Annotated in this window: 27 protein-coding genes; 25 read left to right on the top strand and 2 right to left on the bottom strand. The window is 58.7% G+C overall.

Going from position 1 to position 23,281, the window contains the following annotated elements; translation table 11 throughout:
• Nucleotides 1–12 precede the first annotated feature (12 nt).
• From fghA to rpoS, 7 genes are all read left to right on the top strand, one after another.
• Complete coding sequence (fghA, locus tag JFT81_RS13945) at nt 13–858, top strand: S-formylglutathione hydrolase (RefSeq protein ID WP_201227753.1); 846 nt, start codon at nt 13–15, stop codon at nt 856–858.
• Between the two features lie 44 nt (nt 859–902).
• The gene (gene ispF, locus JFT81_RS13940; RefSeq protein ID WP_034149878.1) at nt 903–1,376 is read left to right on the top strand and encodes a 2-C-methyl-D-erythritol 2,4-cyclodiphosphate synthase; all 474 of its coding nucleotides are present in this window, start codon (nt 903–905) and stop codon (nt 1,374–1,376) included.
• Nucleotides 1,373–2,431 (top strand): tRNA pseudouridine(13) synthase TruD, encoded by a 1,059-nt coding sequence (gene truD / locus JFT81_RS13935; RefSeq protein ID WP_201146721.1) that lies wholly within the window; start codon nt 1,373–1,375, stop codon nt 2,429–2,431. The genes ispF and truD overlap by 4 nt, the downstream gene beginning before the upstream one ends.
• Nucleotides 2,419–3,168 carry a 5'/3'-nucleotidase SurE gene (gene surE / locus JFT81_RS13930; RefSeq protein ID WP_201227752.1) on the top strand — a complete coding sequence of 250 codons (750 nt, stop codon included), beginning with the start codon at nt 2,419–2,421 and terminating at the stop codon, nt 3,166–3,168. Before truD ends, surE begins: the two co-directional genes overlap by 13 nt.
• A gap of 41 nt (nt 3,169–3,209) precedes the next feature.
• Nucleotides 3,210–3,845, top strand: coding sequence for a protein-L-isoaspartate(D-aspartate) O-methyltransferase (locus JFT81_RS13925; protein WP_177323314.1), 636 nt, complete (start codon nt 3,210–3,212; stop codon nt 3,843–3,845).
• A 212-nt stretch (nt 3,846–4,057) separates the two neighbouring features.
• Nucleotides 4,058–4,936, top strand: a complete 879-nt coding sequence (locus JFT81_RS13920; protein ID WP_201227751.1) for a peptidoglycan DD-metalloendopeptidase family protein — start codon at nt 4,058–4,060, stop codon at nt 4,934–4,936.
• A gap of 106 nt (nt 4,937–5,042) precedes the next feature.
• On the top strand, nt 5,043–6,053 hold the full coding sequence (gene rpoS, locus JFT81_RS13915) for an RNA polymerase sigma factor RpoS (protein WP_047299921.1): 1,011 nt from the start codon (nt 5,043–5,045) through the stop codon (nt 6,051–6,053).
• Between the two features lie 556 nt (nt 6,054–6,609).
• Here the strand turns inward: rpoS and fdxA are convergent.
• Both fdxA and mutS read right to left on the bottom strand, forming a co-directional pair.
• The gene (gene fdxA, locus JFT81_RS13910; RefSeq protein WP_064393166.1) at nt 6,610–6,933 is read right to left on the bottom strand and encodes a ferredoxin FdxA; all 324 of its coding nucleotides are present in this window, start codon (nt 6,931–6,933) and stop codon (nt 6,610–6,612) included.
• Nucleotides 6,934–7,096: 163 nt separating this feature from the next.
• A complete protein-coding gene (mutS, locus tag JFT81_RS13905) occupies nt 7,097–9,679 on the bottom strand; it encodes a DNA mismatch repair protein MutS (RefSeq protein WP_201227750.1) in 2,583 nt (860 codons plus the stop codon).
• Between the two features lie 208 nt (nt 9,680–9,887).
• Between mutS and JFT81_RS13900 the strand changes: the two genes are divergently transcribed.
• The 18 genes from JFT81_RS13900 (at nt 9,888) to JFT81_RS13815 (ending at nt 23,276) form a co-directional block, all read left to right on the top strand.
• Complete coding sequence (locus tag JFT81_RS13900; protein WP_201227749.1) at nt 9,888–10,622, top strand: XRE family transcriptional regulator; 735 nt, start codon at nt 9,888–9,890, stop codon at nt 10,620–10,622.
• Nucleotides 10,623–10,768: 146 nt separating this feature from the next.
• Entirely contained in the window at nt 10,769–10,957 is a 189-nt protein-coding gene (locus JFT81_RS13895) for a hypothetical protein (RefSeq protein WP_141233098.1), read from the top strand.
• A gap of 196 nt (nt 10,958–11,153) precedes the next feature.
• On the top strand, nt 11,154–11,585 hold the full coding sequence (locus JFT81_RS13890; RefSeq protein WP_201227748.1) for a tail fiber assembly protein: 432 nt from the start codon (nt 11,154–11,156) through the stop codon (nt 11,583–11,585).
• A gap of 195 nt (nt 11,586–11,780) precedes the next feature.
• Nucleotides 11,781–12,122 (top strand): phage holin family protein, encoded by a 342-nt coding sequence (locus JFT81_RS13885; protein ID WP_201227747.1) that lies wholly within the window; start codon nt 11,781–11,783, stop codon nt 12,120–12,122.
• Between the two features lie 71 nt (nt 12,123–12,193).
• Nucleotides 12,194–12,715, top strand: coding sequence for a hypothetical protein (locus tag JFT81_RS13880; protein WP_201227746.1), 522 nt, complete (start codon nt 12,194–12,196; stop codon nt 12,713–12,715).
• Between the two features lie 3 nt (nt 12,716–12,718).
• Nucleotides 12,719–13,327 carry a phage baseplate assembly protein V gene (locus JFT81_RS13875; RefSeq protein ID WP_201227745.1) on the top strand — a complete coding sequence of 203 codons (609 nt, stop codon included), beginning with the start codon at nt 12,719–12,721 and terminating at the stop codon, nt 13,325–13,327.
• 14 nt (nt 13,328–13,341) lie between these two features.
• Nucleotides 13,342–13,674 carry a phage baseplate protein gene (locus JFT81_RS13870; RefSeq protein ID WP_016985063.1) on the top strand — a complete coding sequence of 111 codons (333 nt, stop codon included), beginning with the start codon at nt 13,342–13,344 and terminating at the stop codon, nt 13,672–13,674.
• The gene (locus tag JFT81_RS13865; RefSeq protein ID WP_201227744.1) at nt 13,671–14,666 is read left to right on the top strand and encodes a baseplate J/gp47 family protein; all 996 of its coding nucleotides are present in this window, start codon (nt 13,671–13,673) and stop codon (nt 14,664–14,666) included. The genes JFT81_RS13870 and JFT81_RS13865 overlap by 4 nt, the downstream gene beginning before the upstream one ends.
• Nucleotides 14,663–15,298 (top strand): phage tail protein I, encoded by a 636-nt coding sequence (locus JFT81_RS13860; protein WP_201227743.1) that lies wholly within the window; start codon nt 14,663–14,665, stop codon nt 15,296–15,298. The genes JFT81_RS13865 and JFT81_RS13860 overlap by 4 nt, the downstream gene beginning before the upstream one ends.
• Entirely contained in the window at nt 15,299–17,221 is a 1,923-nt protein-coding gene (locus tag JFT81_RS13855; RefSeq protein WP_201227742.1) for a phage tail protein, read from the top strand.
• 11 nt (nt 17,222–17,232) lie between these two features.
• Nucleotides 17,233–17,661: a phage tail protein gene (locus JFT81_RS13850; RefSeq protein WP_201227741.1), complete on the top strand. Its 429-nt coding sequence runs from the start codon at nt 17,233–17,235 to the stop codon at nt 17,659–17,661.
• Nucleotides 17,662–17,761: 100 nt separating this feature from the next.
• On the top strand, nt 17,762–17,947 hold the full coding sequence (locus JFT81_RS13845) for a hypothetical protein (protein WP_201201129.1): 186 nt from the start codon (nt 17,762–17,764) through the stop codon (nt 17,945–17,947).
• Between the two features lie 2 nt (nt 17,948–17,949).
• Nucleotides 17,950–19,116 (top strand): phage tail protein, encoded by a 1,167-nt coding sequence (locus JFT81_RS13840; protein ID WP_150604687.1) that lies wholly within the window; start codon nt 17,950–17,952, stop codon nt 19,114–19,116.
• Nucleotides 19,116–19,622, top strand: a complete 507-nt coding sequence (locus tag JFT81_RS13835) for a phage major tail tube protein (protein WP_085697357.1) — start codon at nt 19,116–19,118, stop codon at nt 19,620–19,622. The genes JFT81_RS13840 and JFT81_RS13835 overlap by 1 nt, the downstream gene beginning before the upstream one ends.
• A gap of 175 nt (nt 19,623–19,797) precedes the next feature.
• Nucleotides 19,798–20,379 (top strand): phage tail assembly protein, encoded by a 582-nt coding sequence (locus tag JFT81_RS13830; RefSeq protein ID WP_201201130.1) that lies wholly within the window; start codon nt 19,798–19,800, stop codon nt 20,377–20,379.
• Nucleotides 20,380–20,708: 329 nt separating this feature from the next.
• Nucleotides 20,709–22,688, top strand: a complete 1,980-nt coding sequence (locus JFT81_RS13825) for a phage tail tape measure protein (RefSeq protein WP_201227740.1) — start codon at nt 20,709–20,711, stop codon at nt 22,686–22,688.
• Complete coding sequence (locus tag JFT81_RS13820; RefSeq protein ID WP_201227739.1) at nt 22,688–23,071, top strand: phage tail protein; 384 nt, start codon at nt 22,688–22,690, stop codon at nt 23,069–23,071. Before JFT81_RS13825 ends, JFT81_RS13820 begins: the two co-directional genes overlap by 1 nt.
• Nucleotides 23,064–23,276, top strand: a complete 213-nt coding sequence (locus tag JFT81_RS13815; RefSeq protein WP_201227738.1) for a tail protein X — start codon at nt 23,064–23,066, stop codon at nt 23,274–23,276. The genes JFT81_RS13820 and JFT81_RS13815 overlap by 8 nt, the downstream gene beginning before the upstream one ends.
• Nucleotides 23,277–23,281 lie beyond the last annotated feature (5 nt).

The following is a 23,281-nucleotide window of genomic DNA, read 5'->3' as shown; positions in this document are numbered from 1 at the left end:
AGGAGTCTTTACATGAGTCTGGAAAATATCTCCTGTCAGAAGAGTTTTGGCGGTTGGCACAAGCGTTACCGCCATCGTTCCGATGTGCTCGGTTGCGACATGGTGTTCGCTGTCTATCTGCCACCGCAGGCAGAGCAGGGCGGCAAGCTGCCGGTGCTGTACTGGTTGTCGGGCCTGACCTGCACTGATGAGAACTTCATGCACAAGGCCGGCGCCCTGCGCATGGCGGCCGAACTCGGTTTGATCATCGTCGCCCCGGACACCAGTCCACGCGGCGCGGATGTGCCGGGCGATCCGGATGGCGCATGGGATTTCGGCCTTGGCGCCGGGTTCTATCTGAATGCCACGCAGGAACCTTGGTCGCGACACTATCGGATGCATGACTATGTCGTGCAGGAATTGCCTTCACTGGTTGAAGCGCATTTCCCTGCGTCGGACCAGCGCAGCATCAGCGGCCACTCCATGGGCGGCCACGGCGCGTTGGTCTGCGCATTGCGTAATCCGGGGCATTATCAATCGGTGTCGGCATTTTCGCCCATCAACAATCCGATGGATTGCCCGTGGGGTCAGAAGGCATTTTCCCGTTACCTGGGCGAAGACCGTTCGAAGTGGAAGGAGTGGGATGCCTGCGCGCTGATCGCCGACGCGGATGAAAAGCTGCCGCTATTGGTCGATCAAGGTGATCGTGACGACTTCCTCGCCACCCAGCTCAAACCCGAGGCACTGCAACAAGCGGCAAAACAGGCGGGCCACCCGCTGACGTTGCGCCTGCAACCGGGCTACGACCACAGCTATTTCTTCATCTCAAGCTTCATAGACGACCACTTGCAGCATCACGCACGCGCCCTTCGGGCCTAATGCAGGTAGAATCACGCCCTGACAAAAATCGGGGCGTTTTTTTTATGCGTATTGGCCACGGCTATGATGTGCACCGTTTCGCTGAAGGCGATTTCATTACTCTGGGCGGCGTGCGAATCGCACACAGCTTCGGGCTGCTCGCTCACTCCGACGGTGACGTCCTGCTGCATGCCTTGAGTGATGCCTTGCTCGGCGCTGCTGCGCTGGGCGATATCGGCAAACACTTCCCGGACACCGACCCGCAATTCAAGGGCGCCGACAGCCGTGCGCTATTGCGTCATGTGGTCGCGCTGATCCACGCCAAAGGCTGGAAAGTCGGCAACGTCGATAACACCATCGTCGCCCAGGCGCCAAAAATGGCCCCGCATATCGAATCGATGCGCGCGCTGATCGCTGCGGATCTACAAGTTGAGTTGGATCAAGTGAACGTGAAAGCTACCACCACCGAGAAGCTTGGCTTTGTCGGTCGCGAAGAAGGCATTGCCGTGCACTCCGTTGCCTTGTTGCTGCGCGCATGAATGAACTGCAATTGCTCGGCCCGCGGGCCTATGGCGAACCCCTCGGCAGCGCGGTACTGAAAGCCATTGCTGAAGATTTTCAGGTCGATGAAGTTCTCGACATCCCGTTCAGCGGTGACGGCGAACATTTGTGGATATGGGTCGAGAAGCGTGGCCTGAACACCGAAGAGGCTGCGCGGCGTATCGCCAAGGCTGCCGGCGTGCCGTTGCGTACCGTCAGCTACGCCGGCCTCAAGGATCGTCAGGCGCTGACCCGTCAGTGGTTCAGCGTGCAGTTGCCGGGCAAGGCTGATCCCGATCTTTCGGCAGCGGAAAACGACACGCTGAAGATCCTCAAGACCACCCGACACAAGCGCAAGCTGCAACGCGGTGCGCATTCGGCCAACGGCTTCACGCTGCGCCTGACTCAATTCAATGGCGACAAAGCCGCCATCGAAGAGCGGTTGCAGCTGATCGCGAAACAAGGCATCCCTAATTATTTCGGTGCCCAGCGTTTCGGCCATGATGGCGGCAACGTCGTTGATGCGCGTGCGTGGGCGGCGCGCAAGGCATTGCCGGAGCAACGCAATGTGCGTTCGCGCCTGCTCTCGACAGCGCGTAGTTTTCTGTTCAATCAGGTGCTGGCGGCGCGGGTCGCCGATGGCACCTGGCAAAAGGCACAAGTCGGCGATCTGTTGGCATTCACCGACAGCCGCAGCTTTTTCCCGGCCGGTGAAGCTGAATGCAGCGACCCGCGTCTGGCCATTCTCGACCTGCATCCGACCGGCCCGCAGTGGGGCGAAGGTGACTCGCCGACCGCAGGCGCTGTCCATGATCTGGAGCAGGGGATCGCCGCCGAGCATGCAGAGCTGCGCGATTGGTTGATTCATGCCGGCATGAGCCATGAACGTCGCATCCTGCGGCTGCCCATTGGCGGATTGACGTGGCATTATCCCCAGCCTGACATTCTGCAACTGGAATTCGTCCTCCCGGCCGGATGCTTCGCCACCGTATTGGTGCGCGAACTCGTTGATCTGGTGCCGGTGGGGCAGACGGACAGCCCATGCGTATTCTGATTTCTAACGACGATGGGGTAACCGCACCCGGTCTCGCCGCGCTTTATGCTGCGCTGGCGGATTACACCGAATGCGTGGTTATCGCCCCGGAGCAGGACAAAAGCGGCGCCAGCAGTTCGCTGACGCTCGACCGTCCGCTGCACCCGCAATACCTGGCCAACGGCTTCATCAGCCTTAATGGCACACCGACCGACTGCGTGCACCTGGGCCTCAATGGCCTGCTGGAACGCGAAGCGGACATGGTGGTTTCCGGGATTAACCTCGGCGCCAACCTTGGCGATGATGTGTTGTATTCCGGGACCGTGGCGGCCGCCCTTGAAGGGCGCTTCCTGGAGCGTCCATCGTTCGCTTTCTCGCTGGTCTCGCGCCAGGTGGATAATCTGCCGACGGCGGCCTACTTTGCGCGCAAACTGGTCGAGGCCCATGCCGGGCTCGAACTGCCGCCGCGCACGGTACTCAACGTGAACATTCCGAATCTGCCGATCGACCATATTCGTGGCATTCAATTAACCCGACTCGGCCATCGCGCCCGGGCGGCGGCGCCGATGAAAGTCGTCGATCCGCGCGGCAAGGCCGGTTACTGGATTGCGGCTGCCGGCGACGCCGAAGATGGCGGGCCGGGCACTGATTTCCATGCAGTGATGCAGGGTTTTGTGTCCGTGACCCCGTTACAGCTTGATCGCACGTTCAACGATGCCTTCAGAAGTCTCGACGGCTGGCTGGAGGGACTGCGCTGATGGCTCGTGAACACGAAGACCGGCTGCGTAGCGGCATCGGCATGACCTCGCAGCGTACGCGCGAACGCCTGATTCAGCGGCTCTACGAAGAAGGCGTGTCCAACGCCAAAGTGCTGGAAGTGATCCGGCGTACGCCGCGTCATCTGTTCGTCGACGAAGCGCTGGCGCACCGCGCCTATGAAGACACGGCGCTGCCGATTGGCCACAACCAGACCATTTCCCAGCCTTACATGGTGGCGCGCATGAGCGAGCTGCTACTCGAGGCGGGTCCGCTGGATAAAGTAATGGAGATCGGCACCGGTTCCGGTTACCAGACCGCCGTGTTGTCGCAGCTGGTCGAGCGGGTGTTCTCGGTTGAGCGCATCAAGGTCCTGCAGGATCGCGCCAAGGAGCGTCTGGTCGAACTGAACCTGCGCAACGTGGTATTCCGTTGGGGTGATGGCTGGGAGGGCTGGCCGGCACTGGCGCCTTACAATGGCATCATCGTCACGGCCGTGGCCACCGATGTGCCGCAAGCCTTGCTCGATCAACTGGCACCAGGCGGACGTCTGGTGATCCCGGTTGGCTCTGGAGAAGTGCAACAACTGATGCTGATCGTGCGTGAAGAAAACGGCTTTTCCCGTCACGTTCTCGGCGCTGTTCGATTCGTACCTTTGCTCAATGGGCCACTCGCCTGAGCATTTATATAAAGGTGCTGAATTCCTTTCGTTCGCCCAGGTCTTACTCCGGCAGCGATTGTTTAAACGCAGCAGATTTTCAACTTGCAAACGTGTGCGCGAAGCGATTTCGCTTCATTAAAGGTAAAGCCGATTCGGCCCGTTATACTTGCGACACGTCATGCCGAAAACCGGCATTCCAAATTTTTCAGCCACCACAAAGGGAGCGGCGGGTGAGTCTCACAGTCATTGCGCAGCGTATGGGTAACACGAGCTTTCAGCGCCTGGTGACTGGCCTTGTCTTGAGCACCTTGCTGGTGGGTTGCTCCAGCACCAAATCGAGTAACGTTCGAGTGGTCGATCGCAACGCGGTCGCGCAGCGTCCTGCGGTAACGACCGGGCAATATGTAGTCCGTCCGGGCGATACGATGTTTTCGATCGCTTTTCGCTACGGCTGGGACTACAAAGCCCTCGCTGCCCGGAACAATATTCCTACGCCGTATACGATCCATCCGGGTCAGACAATTCGCTTTGATGGCCGCACCGGTTCAACGTCGACAGCAGTGGTGAGCGGCGCCAGTTCTTCACCTTCTTCGTCGAGCAAAACAACGGTAATCCGACGCCAGGCAAATGGCACCACGACCACTACCACCACGGGTTCTGCGGGCGGTTCTGCGGGCGCTGTACCGTCCGTCGCCAACAAGCAAACCCCCGCTCCACTGCCTCCGGCAGGGCCAGCCCCGACCGGCTGGGGATGGCCATCTAATGGCATTCTGATTGGAAAATTCTCTTCAAACGGTAGTTTGAATAAAGGAATTGATATCGCCGGAGATTTGGGACAGCCTGTTTTAGCTGCGTCTGATGGGACGGTGGTTTACGCCGGGAGTGGCTTAAGGGGCTACGGCGAATTAGTCATCATCAAACACAGCGAAACCTACGTCAGTGCCTACGGCCATAACCGCAGGCTGTTGGTTCGGGAGGGACAGCAGGTCAAGGTCGGACAGACAATTGCCGAAATGGGGTCAACGGGTACAGACCGGGTGAAACTGCATTTTGAGATTCGCCGCCAAGGTAAACCTGTGGATCCGTTGCAGTTCCTGCCAAGACGTTGACTTGTAAGCCAGCCTGTTCCGTCACGTAGAGGGGACAGGCTCCAGCGCTGCCAAGGATAAAGGCGTCGCTTGAGCTTGGGGTCGAACTCACCAAAGGACTATAACAATGGCTCTCAGTAAAGAAGTGCCGGAGTTTGACATCGACGATGAGGTTCTCCTTATGGAGGCCGGCATCGATTCGGAATCTTCGATGTCGAATGATGAAGGGGCTGCTCCACCTTCCGTTCGTTCCAAATCCAAACAATCCGCCTCACTTAAACAACACAAGTACATCGACTACACGCGTGCACTTGATGCCACGCAGTTGTATCTCAACGAAATCGGCTTTTCCCCATTGCTCTCCCCGGAGGAAGAAGTTCATTTTGCGCGTTTGTCGCAAAGTGGCGATCCGGCTGGGCGCAAACGCATGATTGAAAGTAACCTGCGCCTGGTGGTGAAAATCGCCCGGCGTTATGTCAATCGGGGGCTGTCGTTGCTGGATCTGATCGAAGAGGGCAACCTCGGGCTGATCCGCGCGGTGGAAAAGTTCGACCCTGAACGCGGTTTCCGCTTCTCGACCTACGCGACCTGGTGGATACGTCAAACCATCGAGCGCGCGATCATGAATCAGACCCGGACCATCCGGTTGCCGATTCATGTGGTCAAGGAACTCAACGTGTACCTGCGCGCTGCACGAGAGCTGACGCAAAAGCTCGACCACGAACCTTCACCCGAAGAAATCGCCAACCTGCTGGAAAAACCGGTAGGCGAGGTCAAGCGCATGCTTGGTCTGAATGAACGGGTTTCTTCGGTCGACGTCTCGCTGGGTCCGGATTCGGATAAAACCCTGCTGGACACCCTTACAGATGATCGCCCAACCGATCCATGTGAACTGTTGCAGGATGACGACCTGTCGCAGAGCATCGATCAATGGCTGTCCGAACTGACCGACAAGCAGCGCGAGGTGGTCATCCGCCGCTTCGGCCTGCGCGGCCATGAAAGCAGCACGCTCGAAGATGTAGGCCTGGAGATCGGCCTGACCCGGGAACGGGTGCGGCAGATCCAGGTAGAGGGCCTCAAGCGCCTTCGTGAAATCCTTGAGAAGAATGGCCTGTCGAGCGAGTCGCTGTTCCAGTAAGCGCCTCAAACGACCGCCCGCAAAAAGCCCCGACTGGTTCGGGGCTTTTTGTTACCTGCAGGTGAACCCCGGCAGCTCCTACAGGGAATGGCGTTCGTCAGTTTTTACGAAAGTGTCCAAGGTGTAGTCTCGCGATGTAAGCCTTTGCTTACTCTTCCGTAAGTGTTCGTTATTTTTAGCCTGCGGCAGAAGTCCACTCTTCACGTTGGTCCTATCTAACCTATTGATTTAACTATTTATTTTTTAATGTGAAGTGCTTATGGCAGCGCCTCCAGACGTATTCGGCCCGTTGCTCCTGACAGGGAACTCTTTAATATCTGGGTTGTGTCGACGGACAGACACGCCCTTCAAGGATGAGGGGAATGGACATCGCAGGACGCGATTCATCAGGACGATGAAAAGGAATACAGGGAATAGGGAAAAAATGTGGGCGGGTCAAACCGCCCCTTTTTTTGTCCGCAGAAAAGTCAGCTCATACAGGAGCTACCGCAGGCTGCGATCTTCTATGGACAAAAAAAGGCCCGCAAGGGGCCTTTTGATTCGAGCGCGGGACAGATCAGCGTTCGAGGTCTTTGATCTTGCCTTTGACGCCATCCCACTCTTCAGCATCCGGCAGCGATTCTTTCTTCTCGGTGATGTTCGGCCAGATTTCAGCCAGATCAACGTTCAGTTGAATGAATTCCTGCATATCCTCTGGAACTTCATCCTCGGAGAAAATTGCCACGGCCGGGCATTCTGGTTCGCACAGGGCGCAGTCGATGCATTCGTCCGGGTGAATCACCAGGAAGTTCGGGCCTTCGTAAAAGCAGTCCACCGGACACACTTCTACGCAGTCGGTGTACTTGCACTTGATGCAGTTGTCGGTGACGACGAAGGTCATTTCTAATTTTCTCCTCAGGCGGCGGCAGCGTTGCCCCTTCACGGTTGGGGTCGCCAGGTTCGGGAGTGATGTCTGCCAGCCAGGCTATTAGCCAGCAGCATCCCAAACCGCGCGAGATTCTAACAGCTTGAAGCCGTTTGCGTTATATCCGCTTCTTTAGTGCTTATATCCGGTTCTTCAGTGCATAGAGCATTTCGAGCGCACGGCGTGGGGTCATGTCATCCAGATCCACTTTCGCCAGTTCGTCGAGCACCGGGTGCGGCAGGCTGGCGAACATGTCACTTTGCTGCGGCGCTGCCGGTTTGCCCTTGGTGGCGGGTTTAGGCGCCTCATGCGGCAACGCGGTGTCTTCCAGTCGGCTCAAGTGCTCACGCGCACGCACGATCACTTCACTGGGCACGCCCGCCAATTGCGCCACTGCCAGGCCATAGCTCTGGCTGGCGGGCCCCGGCAGTACGTGGTGCAGGAACACGATGCGTTCGTTGTGCTCGGTGGCGTTGAGATGCACGTTGGCCACCAATGGCTCGGCTTCCGGCAACACGGTCAGTTCGAAATAGTGGGTAGCGAACAGAGTATAGGCGCGCAGATGCGCAAGGCGCTCGGCGGCAGCCCACGCCAGCGACAGACCGTCGAAGGTGCTGGTGCCGCGTCCGACTTCATCCATCAGCACCAGACTGCGCTCGGTGGCGTTGTGCAGGATGTTCGCGGTTTCGCTCATTTCGACCATGAAGGTCGAACGGCCACCCGCCAAATCATCGCTGGAACCGATACGGGTGAAGATGCGGTCAACCAACGACAGTTCACAGGCGGCCGCCGGCACGAAGCTGCCAATGTGCGCGAGCAGCACAATCAATGCAGTTTGGCGCATGTAGGTGGATTTACCGCCCATGTTCGGACCTGTAATCACCAGCATGCGCGTGTTGTCATCCAGGCTAAGGTCGTTGGCCACAAACGGCGTGGTCAGCACTTGCTCGACTACCGGGTGGCGACCCTGGGTGATGCGCATGCACGGCTCGCTGACGAAGCGCGGGCAATTCAGGTCAAGGTTCAGCGCCCGTTCGGCGAGGTTGCTCAGTACGTCCAGCTCGGCCAGAGCGCCGGCGGTGTCCTGTAAGGGCGGCAACTGGCTGATCAAATCTTCCAGCAGTGCTTCGTAAAGCATTTTCTCGCGCGCCAGAGCGCGGCTCTTGGCCGACAGCGCCTTGTCTTCGAACTCTTTCAGTTCAGGGGTGATGAAACGTTCGGCACCTTTCAGCGTCTGGCGACGGATGTAGTCGGCCGGCGCCGACTCGGCCTGCTTGCTCGGCAGTTCGATGAAGTAGCCGTGGATGCGGTTGTAGCCGACTTTCAAGTGAGACAGGCCGGTACGGGCCTTCTCGCGGGCTTCCAGATCGATGAGGAATTGACCGGCGTTCTCGCTCAGCGATTGCAACTCGTCGAGTTCACTGTCGTAACCGGTTTTCAGCACACCGCCATCACGGATCACCGCCGGCGGGTTGTCGATGATGGCTTTTTCCAGCAGCGCCGCCAATTCCGGGTAAGTGCTGGTGGTGGTTGCCAAACGTTGCAGGTGCGGCGCTTCGAGGTCGGTCATCGCCACTTGCAGTTCAGGCAGCGCGCCTAGGGCGTCACGTAGACGTGCGAGGTCACGAGGGCGCGCATTGCGCAGGCCGATTCGCGCGAGAATTCGCTCGATGTCGCCGATTTCCTTGAGCTGCGGTTGCAGCTTCTCGAAGCGATAGACGTCGAGCAGGCAAGTGATCGAGGTCTGGCGCGCCAGCAATACGGTCAGGTCACGCAGCGGGCGGTTCAGCCAACGGGTCAGCAAACGACTGCCCATGGCGGTCTGGCAACGATCGACCACCGATTGCAGGGTGTTGTCGCGGCCGCCGGCCAGGTTGGTGTCGAGTTCCAGGTTGCGTCGGCTGGCACCGTCGAGCACGACAGTATCATCGAGACGTTCGTGGCGCAGGCTGCGTAAGTGGGGCAGGGCGGTACGCTGGGTTTCCTTGGCATAAGCCAGCAGGCAACCGGCGGCGCCGATGGCCAGGGTCAGGTTCTCGCACCCGAAGCCTTTAAGGTCCTGGGTGGAAAACTGTTGGCAGAGACTTTTCAGCGCCGAGTCGCGCTCGAAATCCCACGGAGCGCGACGACTGACGCCACGGCGCTTTTCCGCCGGCAGGTCCCTTGGCCAGTCATCCGGGATCAGCAACTCAACCGGGTTGATCCGCTCCAGTTCCGCCAGCAGATTCTCCCAACCCTTGATTTCCGACACGCTGAAGCTGCCGCTGGTGATGTCCAGCACGGCCAGGCCGAACAGACGCTCATCACCCAACAACGCAGCGATCAGGTTGTCGCGGCGCTCATCCAGCAGCGCCTCATCACTGACCGTCCCCGGCGTGAGGATCCGCACCACCTGACGCTCAACCGGGCCTTTGCTGGTCGCCGGGTCGCCGACCTGCTCGCAAATCACCACGGACTCGCCGAGCTTAACCAGCTTCGCCAGATAACCTTCCGCCGCGTGGTAAGGAATCCCACACATCGGAATCGCCTGTCCGGCCGACTGCCCGCGCGCGGTCAGGGTGATGTCGAGCAGCTTGGCGGCCTTCTTCGCGTCCTCGTAGAAGATCTCGTAGAAGTCGCCCATGCGGTAGAACATCAGCTGATCCGGGTGCTGATTCTTCAGGCGCCAGTACTGCTGCATCATCGGGGTGTGGGAGGACAGGTCGGAGACGGCTTTATTCATCGGATTGTCAGGCAACTCGTTAAAAAATGTAGGGCAAAAGCGGGGCAACCGCCGGGCTTTTCCGCGATGGGCGCAAGGTTACCATGGGCGGTCTGCCCAACGCAGGCATGACGGCTCGCTGACACTTTTCTGCATAAAACGAGACTTATGCACGATTTATGCAAATCAGCATTTGTCTTCGATAAAAACTTCAAGCACTATGCGCGTTATGCAAAAACGCAACGTATCCTCCGTCTTAAGAGCACTGCTCGACCAGCACGGGATCTCCCCTACGGAGCTCCACCGTCGCACCGGCGTGCCTCAATCCACTCTCTCGCGGATTCTCAGCGGGAAGATCGTCGATCCTTCGGATAAACATATTTCGAAGATCGCCGAATACTTCAATGTGAGTACCGATCAATTGCGTGGGCGCGCGGATGTCGCACAGACGTCCGGCGGCGCGCGCGATGATGTGCATGCAGAACTCAAGGACATAATGCTGTGGGACGACGATACCCCTGTCGATGATGACGAGGTGTCCGTGCCGTTTCTTCGCGAGGTTGAATTGGCAGCAGGATCAGGAAGATTCGTCATCGAAGAGAGCGAGCGCTCCAGCCTGCGTTTCGGCAAGCGCAGCCTGCGCCATAACGGTGTGCAGTTCGACCAGGCCAAATGCGTGACCGTGCGCGGCAACAGTATGCTGCCGGTGCTGCGCGACGGCGCTACCGTCGGTGTGAATGCGGGCAAGTGCGGCATCGGCGACATCATTGATGGCGACCTTTATGCGATCAATCACAACGGCCAGTTGCGCGTGAAGCAGCTCTATCGCCTGCCCACCGGCATTCGCTTGCGCAGCTTCAATCGTGACGAGCATCCGGACGAGGACTACAGCTTCCAGGAGATCCAGGAAGAGCAGATCGTCATCCTCGGTCACGTCTTCTGGTGGGGCATGTACGCCCGCTAACCGAACTGTCTTCAGATAAACCCGCCCATCGGCGGGTTTTTTTTCGCCCGCAAGAAACCAGCAACCCTTGAACGGCGGGGGTTCCATGCGTCCGCGCATTTTAATGCATAAATAAATGCATTTGCGCATTGACTGGATATGCATACATGCATATTATTGCCACCAAGCCGCTCGACAAAGCGGCTGGAAACGAAAGCTCTTTAGTTCCACAAGAACAGGCAGCGATGAACCGGCCTCAACGGTTCAGAGGGTTGGCAACTGACCCGGGTGTGCAGCGTAAAGCACCAGAAGCAGTTATCCGGCGGGCAGGGACCGCGGTCGGAAAAACAATTTGAATGGACTCGTACCGCGCCAGTAGCGCCGAAAAGTCAGCTTCCTTCTGGGTTACAGGATTTGAAGGAAGGCGAAGGAGCGCATTACTGAAAAGCCCGGCCTCAGCGCCGGGCATTTTTCAAATGCTCGTATGAGCAGCCCCCCTGCAATGAATGTTTACAGAGCAGGAATTAGTTAAACAAATATAAGGATATTGAAATGAATCGTTATGCACTGATGGAATTGATCAGCGGCTACAGTTTTTATCTGGTTAACCAAATCGTGGAAGCTGAAAGTACGCCGCCACTTCCTGCACACGCGGGCTTGATGGACTACTGGATGGATGTCACCGCCAATCCAGCGGCTCAAGTTGGTTTGATCTACAAATACCTCGGTTCGCAAGAGGTCTTTTTGCAACCCGTTTATGGGGACTACGTTGCCATTGCCGTTTCTCGCAAGAAGCAACGCTTTGAAATGGCGGCCAGTTGGCTGACTTATAACCCGCAGCAGTACCGAGTAGAGCTTGGCGCTGCAACCCCGGCGGAAGTAGCACAGTGGCAAGCCTACAAACAGTACGTCGTCGATCTGAGTGAGATTAACAATCAGCCGGGCTATCCGACAGCGGTGAATTGGCCAGCAGCTCCGTTTTGATGCCATTCGAAATCGGCATTGAACGTTGAATGCTTAACAGAAAACCCGGCATTTGGCCGGGTTTTCGGCATGACTTGCACCATCGGAATGCGCGTAATCACTGAACAAGGCACAACTTGCGGGTATTCCTCGAATATCCGTTTTTTAGAGAGATCGATTGAAACAACACACATCAATCACATCAGGAGGCGTGACATGACAACCGAGCAACAAGCGTTGGCAGACATGCCGATCTGGCTGGTCATCCTCCTTGCCGTCGTCGGCGGAGTCTCCGGCGAAATGTGGCGTGCAGACAAGGAGGGCGCACGCGGCTGGCCGCTTATGCGGCGTCTGGCTTTGCGCTCCGGCGCCTGCATGATCTGCGGCGTGTCGGCGATCATGCTGCTGTACGCCGCAGGATTATCGATCTGGGCTGCCGGCGCGTTCGGCTGCCTGACCGCAATGGCCGGTGCTGACGTGGCCATCGGTCTGTACGAACGCTGGGCCGCCAAGCGCATCGGCGTCTGCGAAGTGCCACCGCCGCGCGACCAGCCTTAACGTTGACTGTTTCTCCGTGCCGCCATTTTGGCGGCAGGGCTACGCGTGGACGATTGAAAAGGAGGTCATGTATGCCCACACCGATCCAGCAGCCGTCGCAACTGTTCACAGCCATTGCGACGACACTGCGCAACACCGCCGGACTCAATCTCAATGTCGGCAATCACGACGATTTCACTGCACCCGGCGATCAAGCCTGGGTGCTGATCGACTTCGACCGAAATGCATCCGGCGTGCGCGCCGCTGATGGGCGAATTGCCCATGTCATGACGCTGTCGTTGCAAGTCATTCCGGCGCTTGCAGCGACCGCTTTTGCAGCGTGCGATCTGATCGCCGTACTGAAAAACCTGATCACCGACAACCGCTGGAACTTGCCCGGCAATCAATGCGATCTGCCGATGAACATTGACGGCTTGCCTTCATTGCTAATCCGCGCCGATCAGCAATACAAGGCCTGGAAGCTCACGTTCAACCAGACCCTCTACCTCGGCCCGACGCTGCTCGATGACCCGCTCGGCACACCGAAATTCGCCCGTACCTGGGAAGTCAGCGACATCGACGACCCTGACCAATACACCTCGCTGGAGGGCTGACCGATGTTCGACGCAATGCTGCGCATGCAGCTCGGCCCGATCATCGAGCGGCTTGCCGAGATGGAGGCGGAGATCGATGACTTGCACCGACGCGCCGAGAGTTTTTGTCGCATCGGCATTTGCCAGTCAGTCGATGCCGCCAGCAATACCTGTCAGGTCAGCCACGGTGGCTTGCTGACGCCCGCTATCAAATTTTTCAACCCGAGTGCTGGCGCGCAAAGCGAGTCGCGGATTCCAACGGTGGGCGAGCAGTGCCTGCTGTTCAACTACGGCAGTGGCGAAAGCGGTGCGCAATCGGTGGCGTTGTTCGGCTTGAACAGCGACCGGTTTCCACCCGCCGCGACGGTGCCGACGCTGACCCGTCGAGTGCATCAGGACGGCAGCGAAAGCGGCTACGACGACGCCACTCATATCCTGCACTGGCAGAACGGCCCGGCGGCTTTCAGCGGTTCTCGCGAGTCGCTTGCAATGAATATCGGCCCGGCGCAACTGACGATGATGCCGCAGATGATCACCCTGCAATTGGGTGTCGTCGGCCTCACCATTGACGCTTCAGGCGTGCACTTCAGCGGCCCGTTGGTCGATCACCAGGGCCGCGTCATCAGCCCCTGATTCAAGAGCCTTCCATGATCGGAATCGATAGAGACAGCGGGGCCACGGTCGACGACTGGCTGCAGTTTGTGCAGCGCGCGACCCGGGCCCTGACCACGCCGCTGGGCACCCGGCAAAAACGGCCTTTGTACGGATCGCTGATCCCCACGCTGTTGGGGCAGAACCTCGGCGATGACGTCCTGCTTTTGGCGCAGAGCCATGCGGCGCAAGCGTTCTATAACAAGCAAAACGGCATCGATGATTTTCAGCCGCAAGTGATCGTCGCCAGCCGTCAGGGCGCCGGTCTGCTGCTGCGTTTCGCCGGCACCTGGAAAAATCGCCAACAGACTTTCGAGGTTGTGACATGAGCATGTTGATCCCCGGCCAGAACCAATTGGCCGAACCCTCGCTGATCACCGTTGAGGCTTTCGAAGATCTGCTGGCCGAGTTCAAGACGTTCGTCATCGAATATGTCGGAGCACGAGCACCGAACAGCGCGGCGAAACTCAAGACCAGCCTGGAAAACGAAAGCGAGTTGCTGACAATGGCGCTCGAGGCCTTCTGCGTTCGGCTGCAAACCCACGAACGCAAATACAACGCTCGCATCAAGCAGATGCTGGCGTGGTGGGCGACCGGCAGCAACCTCGATGCGCGCTTGGCGGACATGGGCCTGGAGCGACAGTTGCTCGATCCGGGCGACCCGGCGGCCTTCCCGCCGGTGCCAGCGATTTATGAAAGTGATGACGACGCTCGTCTGCGTTATTACCTGGCGCCGCACGCCCCGGCAGCGGGCTCGCGGATGCAGTACCGCCGCGAAGTCTTCACCCTTGGCGAACGGCCGACGGTGAAAGTCGAATCCACCGATGCCGGTGTGGTCAACGTCACTTACACCTTCAACCCAGACGGCCTCGCCGCGCAGGTCAAGGATGGCAATGGCCGCCGCACCGCGCCCGGCGAAGTGCAGGTCACGGTACTGTCGCGCGACGGCGATGGCACGCCTTCCGAGGCGTTGCTTGAAGGTGTCCGCCAACACTTCGCCCGGCCGGATGTGCGCCCTGAAACCGACCTCGTCACCGTGCAGGCCGCCGACATTCAGCGCTATAAAATCCGCGTCGTCGCCAAGATCAATTCCGGCCCTGATTCGGGCCTGACCAAGGTCGCTGCGCAACACCAGTTGCAGGCCTATGCCGACAGTTGTCATCGCCTCGAAGGCCGGGTCGATCCGAGCTGGATCGACTACACGCTGCACAGCGCTGGCGCCGTGCAATTGCAGATTGTCGAACCGCTGACGCCGGTTGTGTGCAGCGCTTTTCAAGCGCCGTACTGCACATCAGTTGAAGTCGAGGTGCTGACCCTATGAGTGAGCAACCTCAGCGCCCGACGCTGCTGCCGGCCAACAGCTCAGCCCTCGAACGAGGACTGGATCTGGGCTTCGGCGCTTTGCTGGATCGCATCGCGCCGCCGTTTCCGCAACTGATGAACCCGAGTGAAACGCCGGTCGCATTTCTGCCGTATCTGGCGGCGGATCGCGGCGTCGCCGAATGGAGCAGCACCGCACCGGAAGCGGAAAAACGCCTCACCGTCGAACTCGCCTGGCCCACCGCGCGCCAGGCCGGCACTCGCAAGGCACTGGAAAACGCCGCCAAGGGTTTGCAACTGCGCCCGGAAATCCGCGCCTGGTACGAACAGACACCGCCCGGCGCGCCCTACAGCTTTTCCGTGCGTGCCTTCAGCGACCAACCCTACAGCGAAGAAATCGACGCCCGTCTCGACCGACGTCTGGCTGATGCCAAGAGCGAACGCGATGTGCTGTCGGTCTCGGTCGGGCTGAGCGCATTCGGCAGTCATTACATCGGCGCAGCGACATTTTGCGGCGAACTGACCACGGTTTATCCGGTGTTCATCGAAGGGCTCGAAACCTCGGGAGAGGCGTTCCTGGCTGCTGGCATGTACACCGTCGAAACATCCACTATTTATCCTCAGGGGGCCTGAATGGCTGACTATTACACCCTGCTCACCAACGCAGGGATTGCCTACGAAACGGCGTGCAAGGCCGCAGGTACGCCGATCAAGCTGACGCAGATTTCCGTCGGCGATGGTAACGGCAAAGTCTACAACCCGGCCGCAACTGCCACCGCGCTTGCACGTGAAGTCTGGCGAGGGCCGCTCAACGCGCTGTTCCAGGACGAAAAGAATCCGAGCTGGCTGCTCGCCGAAGTGACCATCCCGCCTGACGTTGGCGGTTGGTATGTGCGGGAAGCGGGGCTGTGGACTGACACCGGGATTCTCTACGCCATCGTCAAATATCCGGAGTCGTTCAAACCGGTGTTGGCTACGTCGGGCTCGGGGAAAGAGTTTTACATTCGTTCGATTTTCGAGACCAGTAATGCGTCGCTGGTGACGTTGTTGATCGACGACACTGTGGTTAAAGCCACACGTGCCTGGGTCATGAGTTACCTCGCCGAAGAGCTTGGCAAGCTTGATGGCAAGCAATCGGTGCGTGTTGCTGCAACGGGTAATGTCGTGTTGAACGGCGCGCAGCAGATTGACGGTGTGGCTGTGATTGCTGGCGACCGCGTACTTGTTGCGGACCAGACCCAGGCCAAGGACAACGGCCTGTGGATTGTCGCCAACGGAGACTGGGTGCGGGCGACCGATGCCAACAGCAGCGCCAAGGTGACGCCGGGCCTGACGGTCATGGTGGAGGAGGGCACGGCCAACGGTGATTCGCTGTGGCATCTGACCACCAATGCGCCGATCACCCTCGGCACTACCGCGCTGACCTTCAAGATGTTGGCCGGGCGCACCGGGATTGCTGCCGGGACTTATAAGAGCCTGACGGTTGATGAATATGGTCGTGCGACTGCGGGTGCGAATCCCGAGACACTGGCAGGTTTTGGCATCAAGGATACCTACACCAAAACTGAAATCGAGGGAATGATTGCCAATGCTTCGATGCTGCCGGTGGGTACCATCGTTGCGTTCCCAGGTGCTAACCCCCCGGTGGGTTTTCTTGAGCTGGATAGCAGCGTCAAGAGTGCCGCTCTTTATCCTGATCTGAATGCTTATCTAGCCGGTAAGTACAACAAAGGTGATGAGGGCGCGGGCAATTTCCGTCTGCCGGATGGTCGCGGTGAGTTCCTGCGTGGCTGGGATCACGGTCGAAGCGTGGATGCTGGAAGGGGAATTGGCACCTATCAAGCTGAGGCATTTGCTGCGCACAACCATCGTTACTTCGATGGCACTGCTGCGACTTTCGATCCTGCGGGTAATTGGCAGGCAGGAAATATTAATGGTGCGGCAGCGAGTATCTCAGTGGGTGCCTTTCTTTCCCCGGTAGATAACGGTTCCACTATGCAGATGGTGAACGCCCAGAATACGGTGAACACTGGCGGCACTGAAACCCGTCCCCGCAACCTCGCTGTCATGTGGTGCATCAAAGCGTGGAACGCCCCGGTCAACGAGGGAAGCATTGATATTGCCGGCTTGGCCGTTTTGGCGCAGCAAGCGACTGAGTTCCATCAAGGTACGGCGAAAGTTGCCACGCAAACACAAACAGAAGACGGTGTTGATGACACGACAATTGTCACCCCAAAAAAGCTACGTTTTGGATTTTCAGCAAGTTTTACCTCAAACGGCTACATCGTTTTCCCGAAGTGGATGGGAAGTCTCATTATGCAGTGGGGGCTCTCTCCGGCCGTTGCTTCGGGTGCATTAAATACTCAAGCGTTTCCATTGGCCTTTCCTGTGTTCCCTTTCGTGGTGCTGATCAATTACGCCGATGGTGCAACACAAGTCGGTGCTGGACGTGGCAGCCCTTGGCAGCTTGGTAACTGGACTAAGACAAATTTTAATTGGTCGCATAGCGGTACATCGGCGAATGCCCAGTTTTACTGGTTTGCGGTTGGCCGATAGAGGAAAAAAATATGCGTTACTACAGCAAGTCGACAGGTTGTACCTATCTTGAAGGTATTCACAAAGAGATGCCGGCAGACGCAGTATTGATTACTGAATCACGGTTTGCCGAGGTTTTGGGCACATTCAGTCCTGGCAAAGTTCGCAGCCATGACTCGGAGGGGCTCCCAATTTGGATTGATCCGCCAGAGCCCTCGGTAGAAGTATTAGCTGCCGAAGAGCGTGTGTGGAGAGATTTGGAGTTTGAAAGAGTCAAATGGTTACGTGAGAGACATCGTGACCAAGTCGAAATTAATCAGCGGCCTACTCTAGCTCCAGAACAGTTCAGCGAACTCCTGTTTTTCCTTCGTAGCCTGCGTGATTGGCCACAATCGCCAGATTTTCCATCCAAAGATTCACGCCCGGTAGTACCGGCCTGGATCGCCGAACAGCCCGAATAAACGCCCCGCACTCCGGCGCGTTTTCTTATCCGCCCAATACATTCAACACCCGCCAAGCCCCTCCCCAAGAGGGGCTTTCCCGTTTATGGAGAAACGAAAAATGGCAACCCGCCAAACCTACACCGTGCTCGTCCCATTCCCCACCGGTGGTGGGCACTGGTCGAGCGTCGGTCAAGACCTTGATCTGCTCGACGTCGAGGCCAGTGCCTTGCAGTTCGCCGGTCGACTGGAACTGAAAACTCCCTCCACTCAGGCCAAAAAGGCCGCTGCCAAGAAGGCTGACTAACCATGGCTGAGGTTTTGAACTTCGAGCACAACGGCATTACCGTCAATGCCACTGAATCCCCCGAGGCCATGGGTGGCCTGGGTGACAACGTCATCGGTCTGGTCGGCACCGCGCCGAAAGCCGATCCGCTGATCCCGCGTAACGCGCCGTTCCGCATCAACAGCTTCACCACCCACGCGTTGCTCGATCCGACCGGTTCGGAAGAGGGCACCCTGTACCACGCGGTTTACCAGATTCTCAAAGTGGTCAAGGTGCCGGTCTATGTGGTGATCGTCGAAGCGGGCGCGACCCCGGCCGACACCGTTAACGCAGTGATCGGCGGCGTCGAGCCGGCGACCGGCCGCAAGCTCGGTCTGGCCGCGCTGGGCAGTGTCCCGGAAGACCTGACCATCATCGGCGCGCCGGGCTTCACCGGCACCAAAGCGGTGGCCAGCGAGTTCGCCTCGTTCGGCAAGCGCATCAAGGCCCGTGTGGTGCTGGACGGCAAGGACGCTTCGGTCGCTGATCAAGTGCTGTACAGCCAGGAACTCGGCGGCGCCGACCTTGGTTTCGACCGTTGCCTGGTGGTGCACAACATGCCTGCCGTGTACTCGAAAGCGGCGAAGAAAAACGTCTTCCTGTCGCCGTCCAGCCTGGCGATTGCCGCACTGGCCAAGGTCAAACAGTGGGAAAGCCCGGGCAACCAGGTGACCTACGCCGAAGACGTCTCGCGAGTCGTCGAATACAACATTCTCGACACCTCCACCGAAGGCGATCTGCTCAACCGCTACGGCGTCAGCTACTACGCCCGCACCGTGCTCGGCGGCTTCTCCTTGCTGGGTAACCGCTCGATCACCGGCAAGTTCATCAGCTACGTCGGTCTGGAAGATGCGATCAGCCGCAAGCTGGTCAAGGCCGGTCAGAAAGCCATGGCCAAGAACCTCACCAAGTCGTTCATGGATCAAGAGGTCAAGCGCATCAACGACTGGCTGCAGACCCTGGTTGCCGACGAAACCATTCCTGGCGGCAGCGTCTACCTGCACCCGGAACTCAACAGCGTCGAGAAGTACAAGAACGGCACCTGGTACGTGGTCATCGACTACGGCCGCTACGCGCCGAACGAACACATGGTTTATCAACTCAACGCCCGCGATGAAATCATCGAGCAGTTCCTGGAGGACGTTCTCTAATGTTTACCAACCGCGTAAGACAGGCCATCGCGGCCACCCTGCAAGGCCTGCCGTTGTCGGCGACCGTTGAGGAATTCACTCCGCCGAAGATCGAATTCGACGTGGAAGAAATGCGTGGCGGCCGCTTCATCGTCGAAGAAATGGCCAAGGGCGGCAAAGCCCTTAACGCCAAGCTGACCCTGCAAGGCATGGGCACAGAAGTCATGCTCGCACTGGGTGTGAAGCTGGGCGACGACATCCTGCTGAACGTGCGTGAAGCCGGTCAGGACCAGGACGGCAATACCTGGTTCACCTACCACACCGTCGGCGGCAAGCTGAAATCCCTGGAAGAAACCGCAGTGAAGATGGGTGAGAAACCCAAAACCAACCTCGAACTGTCCTGCCGCACCTACAACCGCCTGGAAAACGGCGTGCCGGTGATCGACATCGACGTGCGCACCCAGAAGTTCGTGCTCAACGGCGTCGACATCCTCGGTGATGCCCGTCGTGCGGTGCTGATGCCGTAATCCCTCGCTGCACCGCAAAACCTGTGGGAGCGAGCCTGCTCGCGAAGGCTTTGGCACATTCAACATTAATGTGACTGAACTACCGTTTTCGCGAGCAGGCTCGCTCCCACACTGAGGCCGGTTGACTGGCCTACCTATGCAACACCCCTCTCAAGAATCACCAAGGAATTCATTCATGTCGTGGATGCCACCCAAGCATGATTTGCTGTCGCCGATCACTGGCGATGACGGTTCGCAGATCGAACAGATCCAGCTCAAACCGCTGTTCTACGCCGCGCAAAAAGAAGCGCTGGAACGTGCCGGTGATGACGAGGACGATCAGTTCTTCGAACTGGCGCTGCTCGCCACCGGCCTGTCGGTCAAGGAGCTCGACCAGCTCAAGCGCCCGGACTATGTGAGCATCGCCCAGTACGTTCACGAGATGTCGACCCGTCCGACGGCGTACTTCCTCGATCAGGTCGAAGACGCGGAAAAATCCGCCGATCCCGATCAGATCCAGCTGCTGCAACCGCTTGCTGTCACCGGCCGCACCGTCACCTCGCTGAGCCTGGAAATGCCGGTGCTGCGCGCCACCAAAGTGATGAAAAAACTGAAAACGGCCAAGGAACGCGCCGAGTTCATCACTGCTCATTGCGCTGGCCTGATGATCCCCGATCTGGCCCAACTGACCGTCCCGGACTGGACGCAATTGCAGGTGCGCATAGACGATTTTTTAAACCAGCCGGCGGCCTACTTTCGGAACGCGACATCGAAGTAATCCTCGATATCGTCCCGCTCATTTACCCGGTAAGTGAGGCGGAGATTCTGGAATGGGACGCCGAAAAGGCGTTGCGCCGCTACGACATAGCGATCACTCGCCTTGGCGTGAAACAGGAGTAGAGCGGCATGGCAGATGATAACTATGCGTTGACGTTCGCGAAGGTCAATCAAGAGGCGCGGGTACCCGACACCACGGCCACCCTGAAGCCTGCTGTGATGTCCGCACGAGGCGCCGATTCGGCAGTTGCAGAGCCGACGTTGAAAGCGGATGGCGGGTTTGCCGGGCTGAGCCTGGCGCTGGCAGATGCCACCGCCGAGCTGCGTCAGTTGACCGCCGAACAGGTTCAGCTCAGGGATGTGCTGGGGTCGATACACACGGTGCTGATGTCACAGCACTCGCTGCAACAGGCACTGAACGACCGACAATCACAAATGGGCGGTATGGCCCCTGGCGCCGGGCAAAAAACGCCGAGTGAGAATGCCGCCACGGCGCCATATCAGCGTTTGCAACCGGCCATCAATCTCGACGCCGCGATGGCGAGGCTCGATCTGGTCGTCGGGCTTGAAGGCGACCAACGCAAAACGATGCAGGTCGCGCTGGAGAAGATGGCCACCGAGGCGAAAGTGGCTGCCAGCGGTACAACCACGGTTGAGCTGGCAAGCATTGGCTACGCTGGCGCCAAGGCCGGGGTCGGCAATGATCGGCTGGATGCCAAAGGCAATATCGATCAAGCCGCCAGGCAAAACGACCTGATGGATTTCACCAGAGACACGGCGGTCACGGCGACCGCGTTCGAGATGAAACCACTGGATGCCGCGGACCTGTTGATCGGCTGGCGTACCTCGATGAGCCTCAATCGCGCGCAAACCCTGGATCTCGCCGACGCGACCAGTTTGCTCGACAGTCGATTGGCCGCTTCTGCCGCTGATATCGGCTCGATTCTGGGCACTTACGGCACATCGGCAAAAGGCGCCGGAATGGCGCCCGAGCAAGCCGCGGCATTTTCTGCGGCGTTGCTTAACGCCGGGGTAAACAAGGCTGATGCGGGCGTAGCGTTCGAAAAAATCACGACGACCCTGGCACTCGGGGATAAAGCTTCTCCAAGCCAGAAAGCGGCGTTCGCTCAGCTGCAGCTCGACCCCAAGGCCCTGGCCGAGAAAATGAAGGGCGATGCTCCCGGCGCGATCATGGAGGTGCTGGAGGCGCTGAAGAAACAATCCCCGAATGAGCAATCCGCGCTGTCGACAACGTTGTTTTCGGTCGCCCAACCGGTTCGGCAAATGCTCGAGAATACCGCTGACGTGCAGCGCGCCTTTGCACTGGTGGCGGATAAAAAACAGTACACAGGGGCGGTCGATCAGACCGCCCTGACACTCGCGGATACTTCGCAGGCACGCTGGAACATCTTCGGCGCCCAGAAGGACCGGCTCTATTCATCCGCTGGCGATACTGTGCTGCCAGTCTTTGACTACCTGGTGGAAAAAGTCGGAGGGGCAGCCGATGGCTTGAGTGAGGTCGCGGAAAAGGCCCCGGCACTTGCTGGCGCACTGATCCTGATGGCTGCCGGAATGAAGGGCGGCAAGCCGCTGGGCGCATTGGCGTCCCAAGCCGCTACGTGGACAGGCCCGCTAATGGCCAGCATCAGATCCGGGTTGGGCAGTCTCTCGGCCAGTGCCGGATCCCTCGGTACCGCCGCCCTGAATCGTGCCAGGTTTCTGGTCTCCGCTCCTGGGCGCAGCCTGATCAGTCAGGGCGCCCGATTCGGCCGGGTGGCAGGCCCATTGAGCTTGCCATTGACGATGGTCGAAGCCGGCATGAAAGTCGTCGAAGGCGTGGCCGAGGGCGATACGAAAAAAGTCGCCGGTGGCGTAGGAATGGCAGCGGGCGGTTTAGCCGGTGGCTATGCCGGCGCGAGCATCGGCGCCACGATCGGTACTTTCATCCTGCCCGGCATCGGTACGATGATCGGTGGTGCATTAGGCGGCGTCATCGGCAGTTTTTACGGCAGTCAGGAAGGGGAAGCGCTGGGTGAAAAGCTTGCGACACCCGCGCCCGATCGGCTTGCTCCACCGTCAGAAGTCAGCGCCGGCCTGAGCAGTGTGCAGGCGCAAAATCAGCAGAATCAGAATGTCACCTATGCGCCCGCGTTTAACTTCAGTGGCGGCGATCTGGTGAGCGCTGAAAAAGTGACCGCTATGGTGGCGCAAGTCATGCAGTCACATTTCACGTCTGACTTTACGCCTTTGATAAGCACCAACCCCCTAGCCACCCGCCGTGATGCAGCCCTCACCGATGGAGTCGCCTGATGAAACAACAAATGGCACTGGGCAGTTTCATCTTCGGACTGTCCCGCGAATTTGCCTACAGCACGCTGGCGCGAAAATCCGATGGTGGCTGGACTGAATTGCCGATCCTTACCAGCAAACCCAAGTCTCATCAGACCGGGCAGAAGCCCGAAACCCTGACCATTGGCGGCACCTCGATGTACGCCGTGGGCATGGAACGGCTCGATGAACTGCGTGCGCTGCAAGCCTTGAGAATACCGCTGCCGTTGATCGACGGCATCGGTCGCAACTGGGGTTTGTGGCGGATCACCAGCGTTCAGGAAAACCAGAGCGAGGTCATCGATGATGGCACCGCGATGGTGATCAAGTGGGTACTCGAATTAGCGGAGTTCAACAATGCGTAAGGTCCGAAGCGTGGCCGGTGATTCGGTCAATCTGTTGCTCTACCGCGAGGCCGGTCGCTCAGACGATCAGGCCGAAGCAGCGTTGTGGAAGCTCAATTCGACCCTGGCCGAATACGGCCCGGTTTTGCCGGCGGGCGTCTGGGTAACGCTGCCGGAACTCGACAGCAGACCCGCTGCGATCAAACCGGTTCTGGCGTGGGACTAAGGAGG

It is taken from the genome of Pseudomonas sp. TH43, assembly GCF_016650635.1.
Classification (GTDB): domain Bacteria; phylum Pseudomonadota; class Gammaproteobacteria; order Pseudomonadales; family Pseudomonadaceae; genus Aquipseudomonas.
The sequence above is the reverse complement of the archived record's forward strand: the minus strand, read 5'-3'. Positions and strand labels throughout refer to the sequence as shown.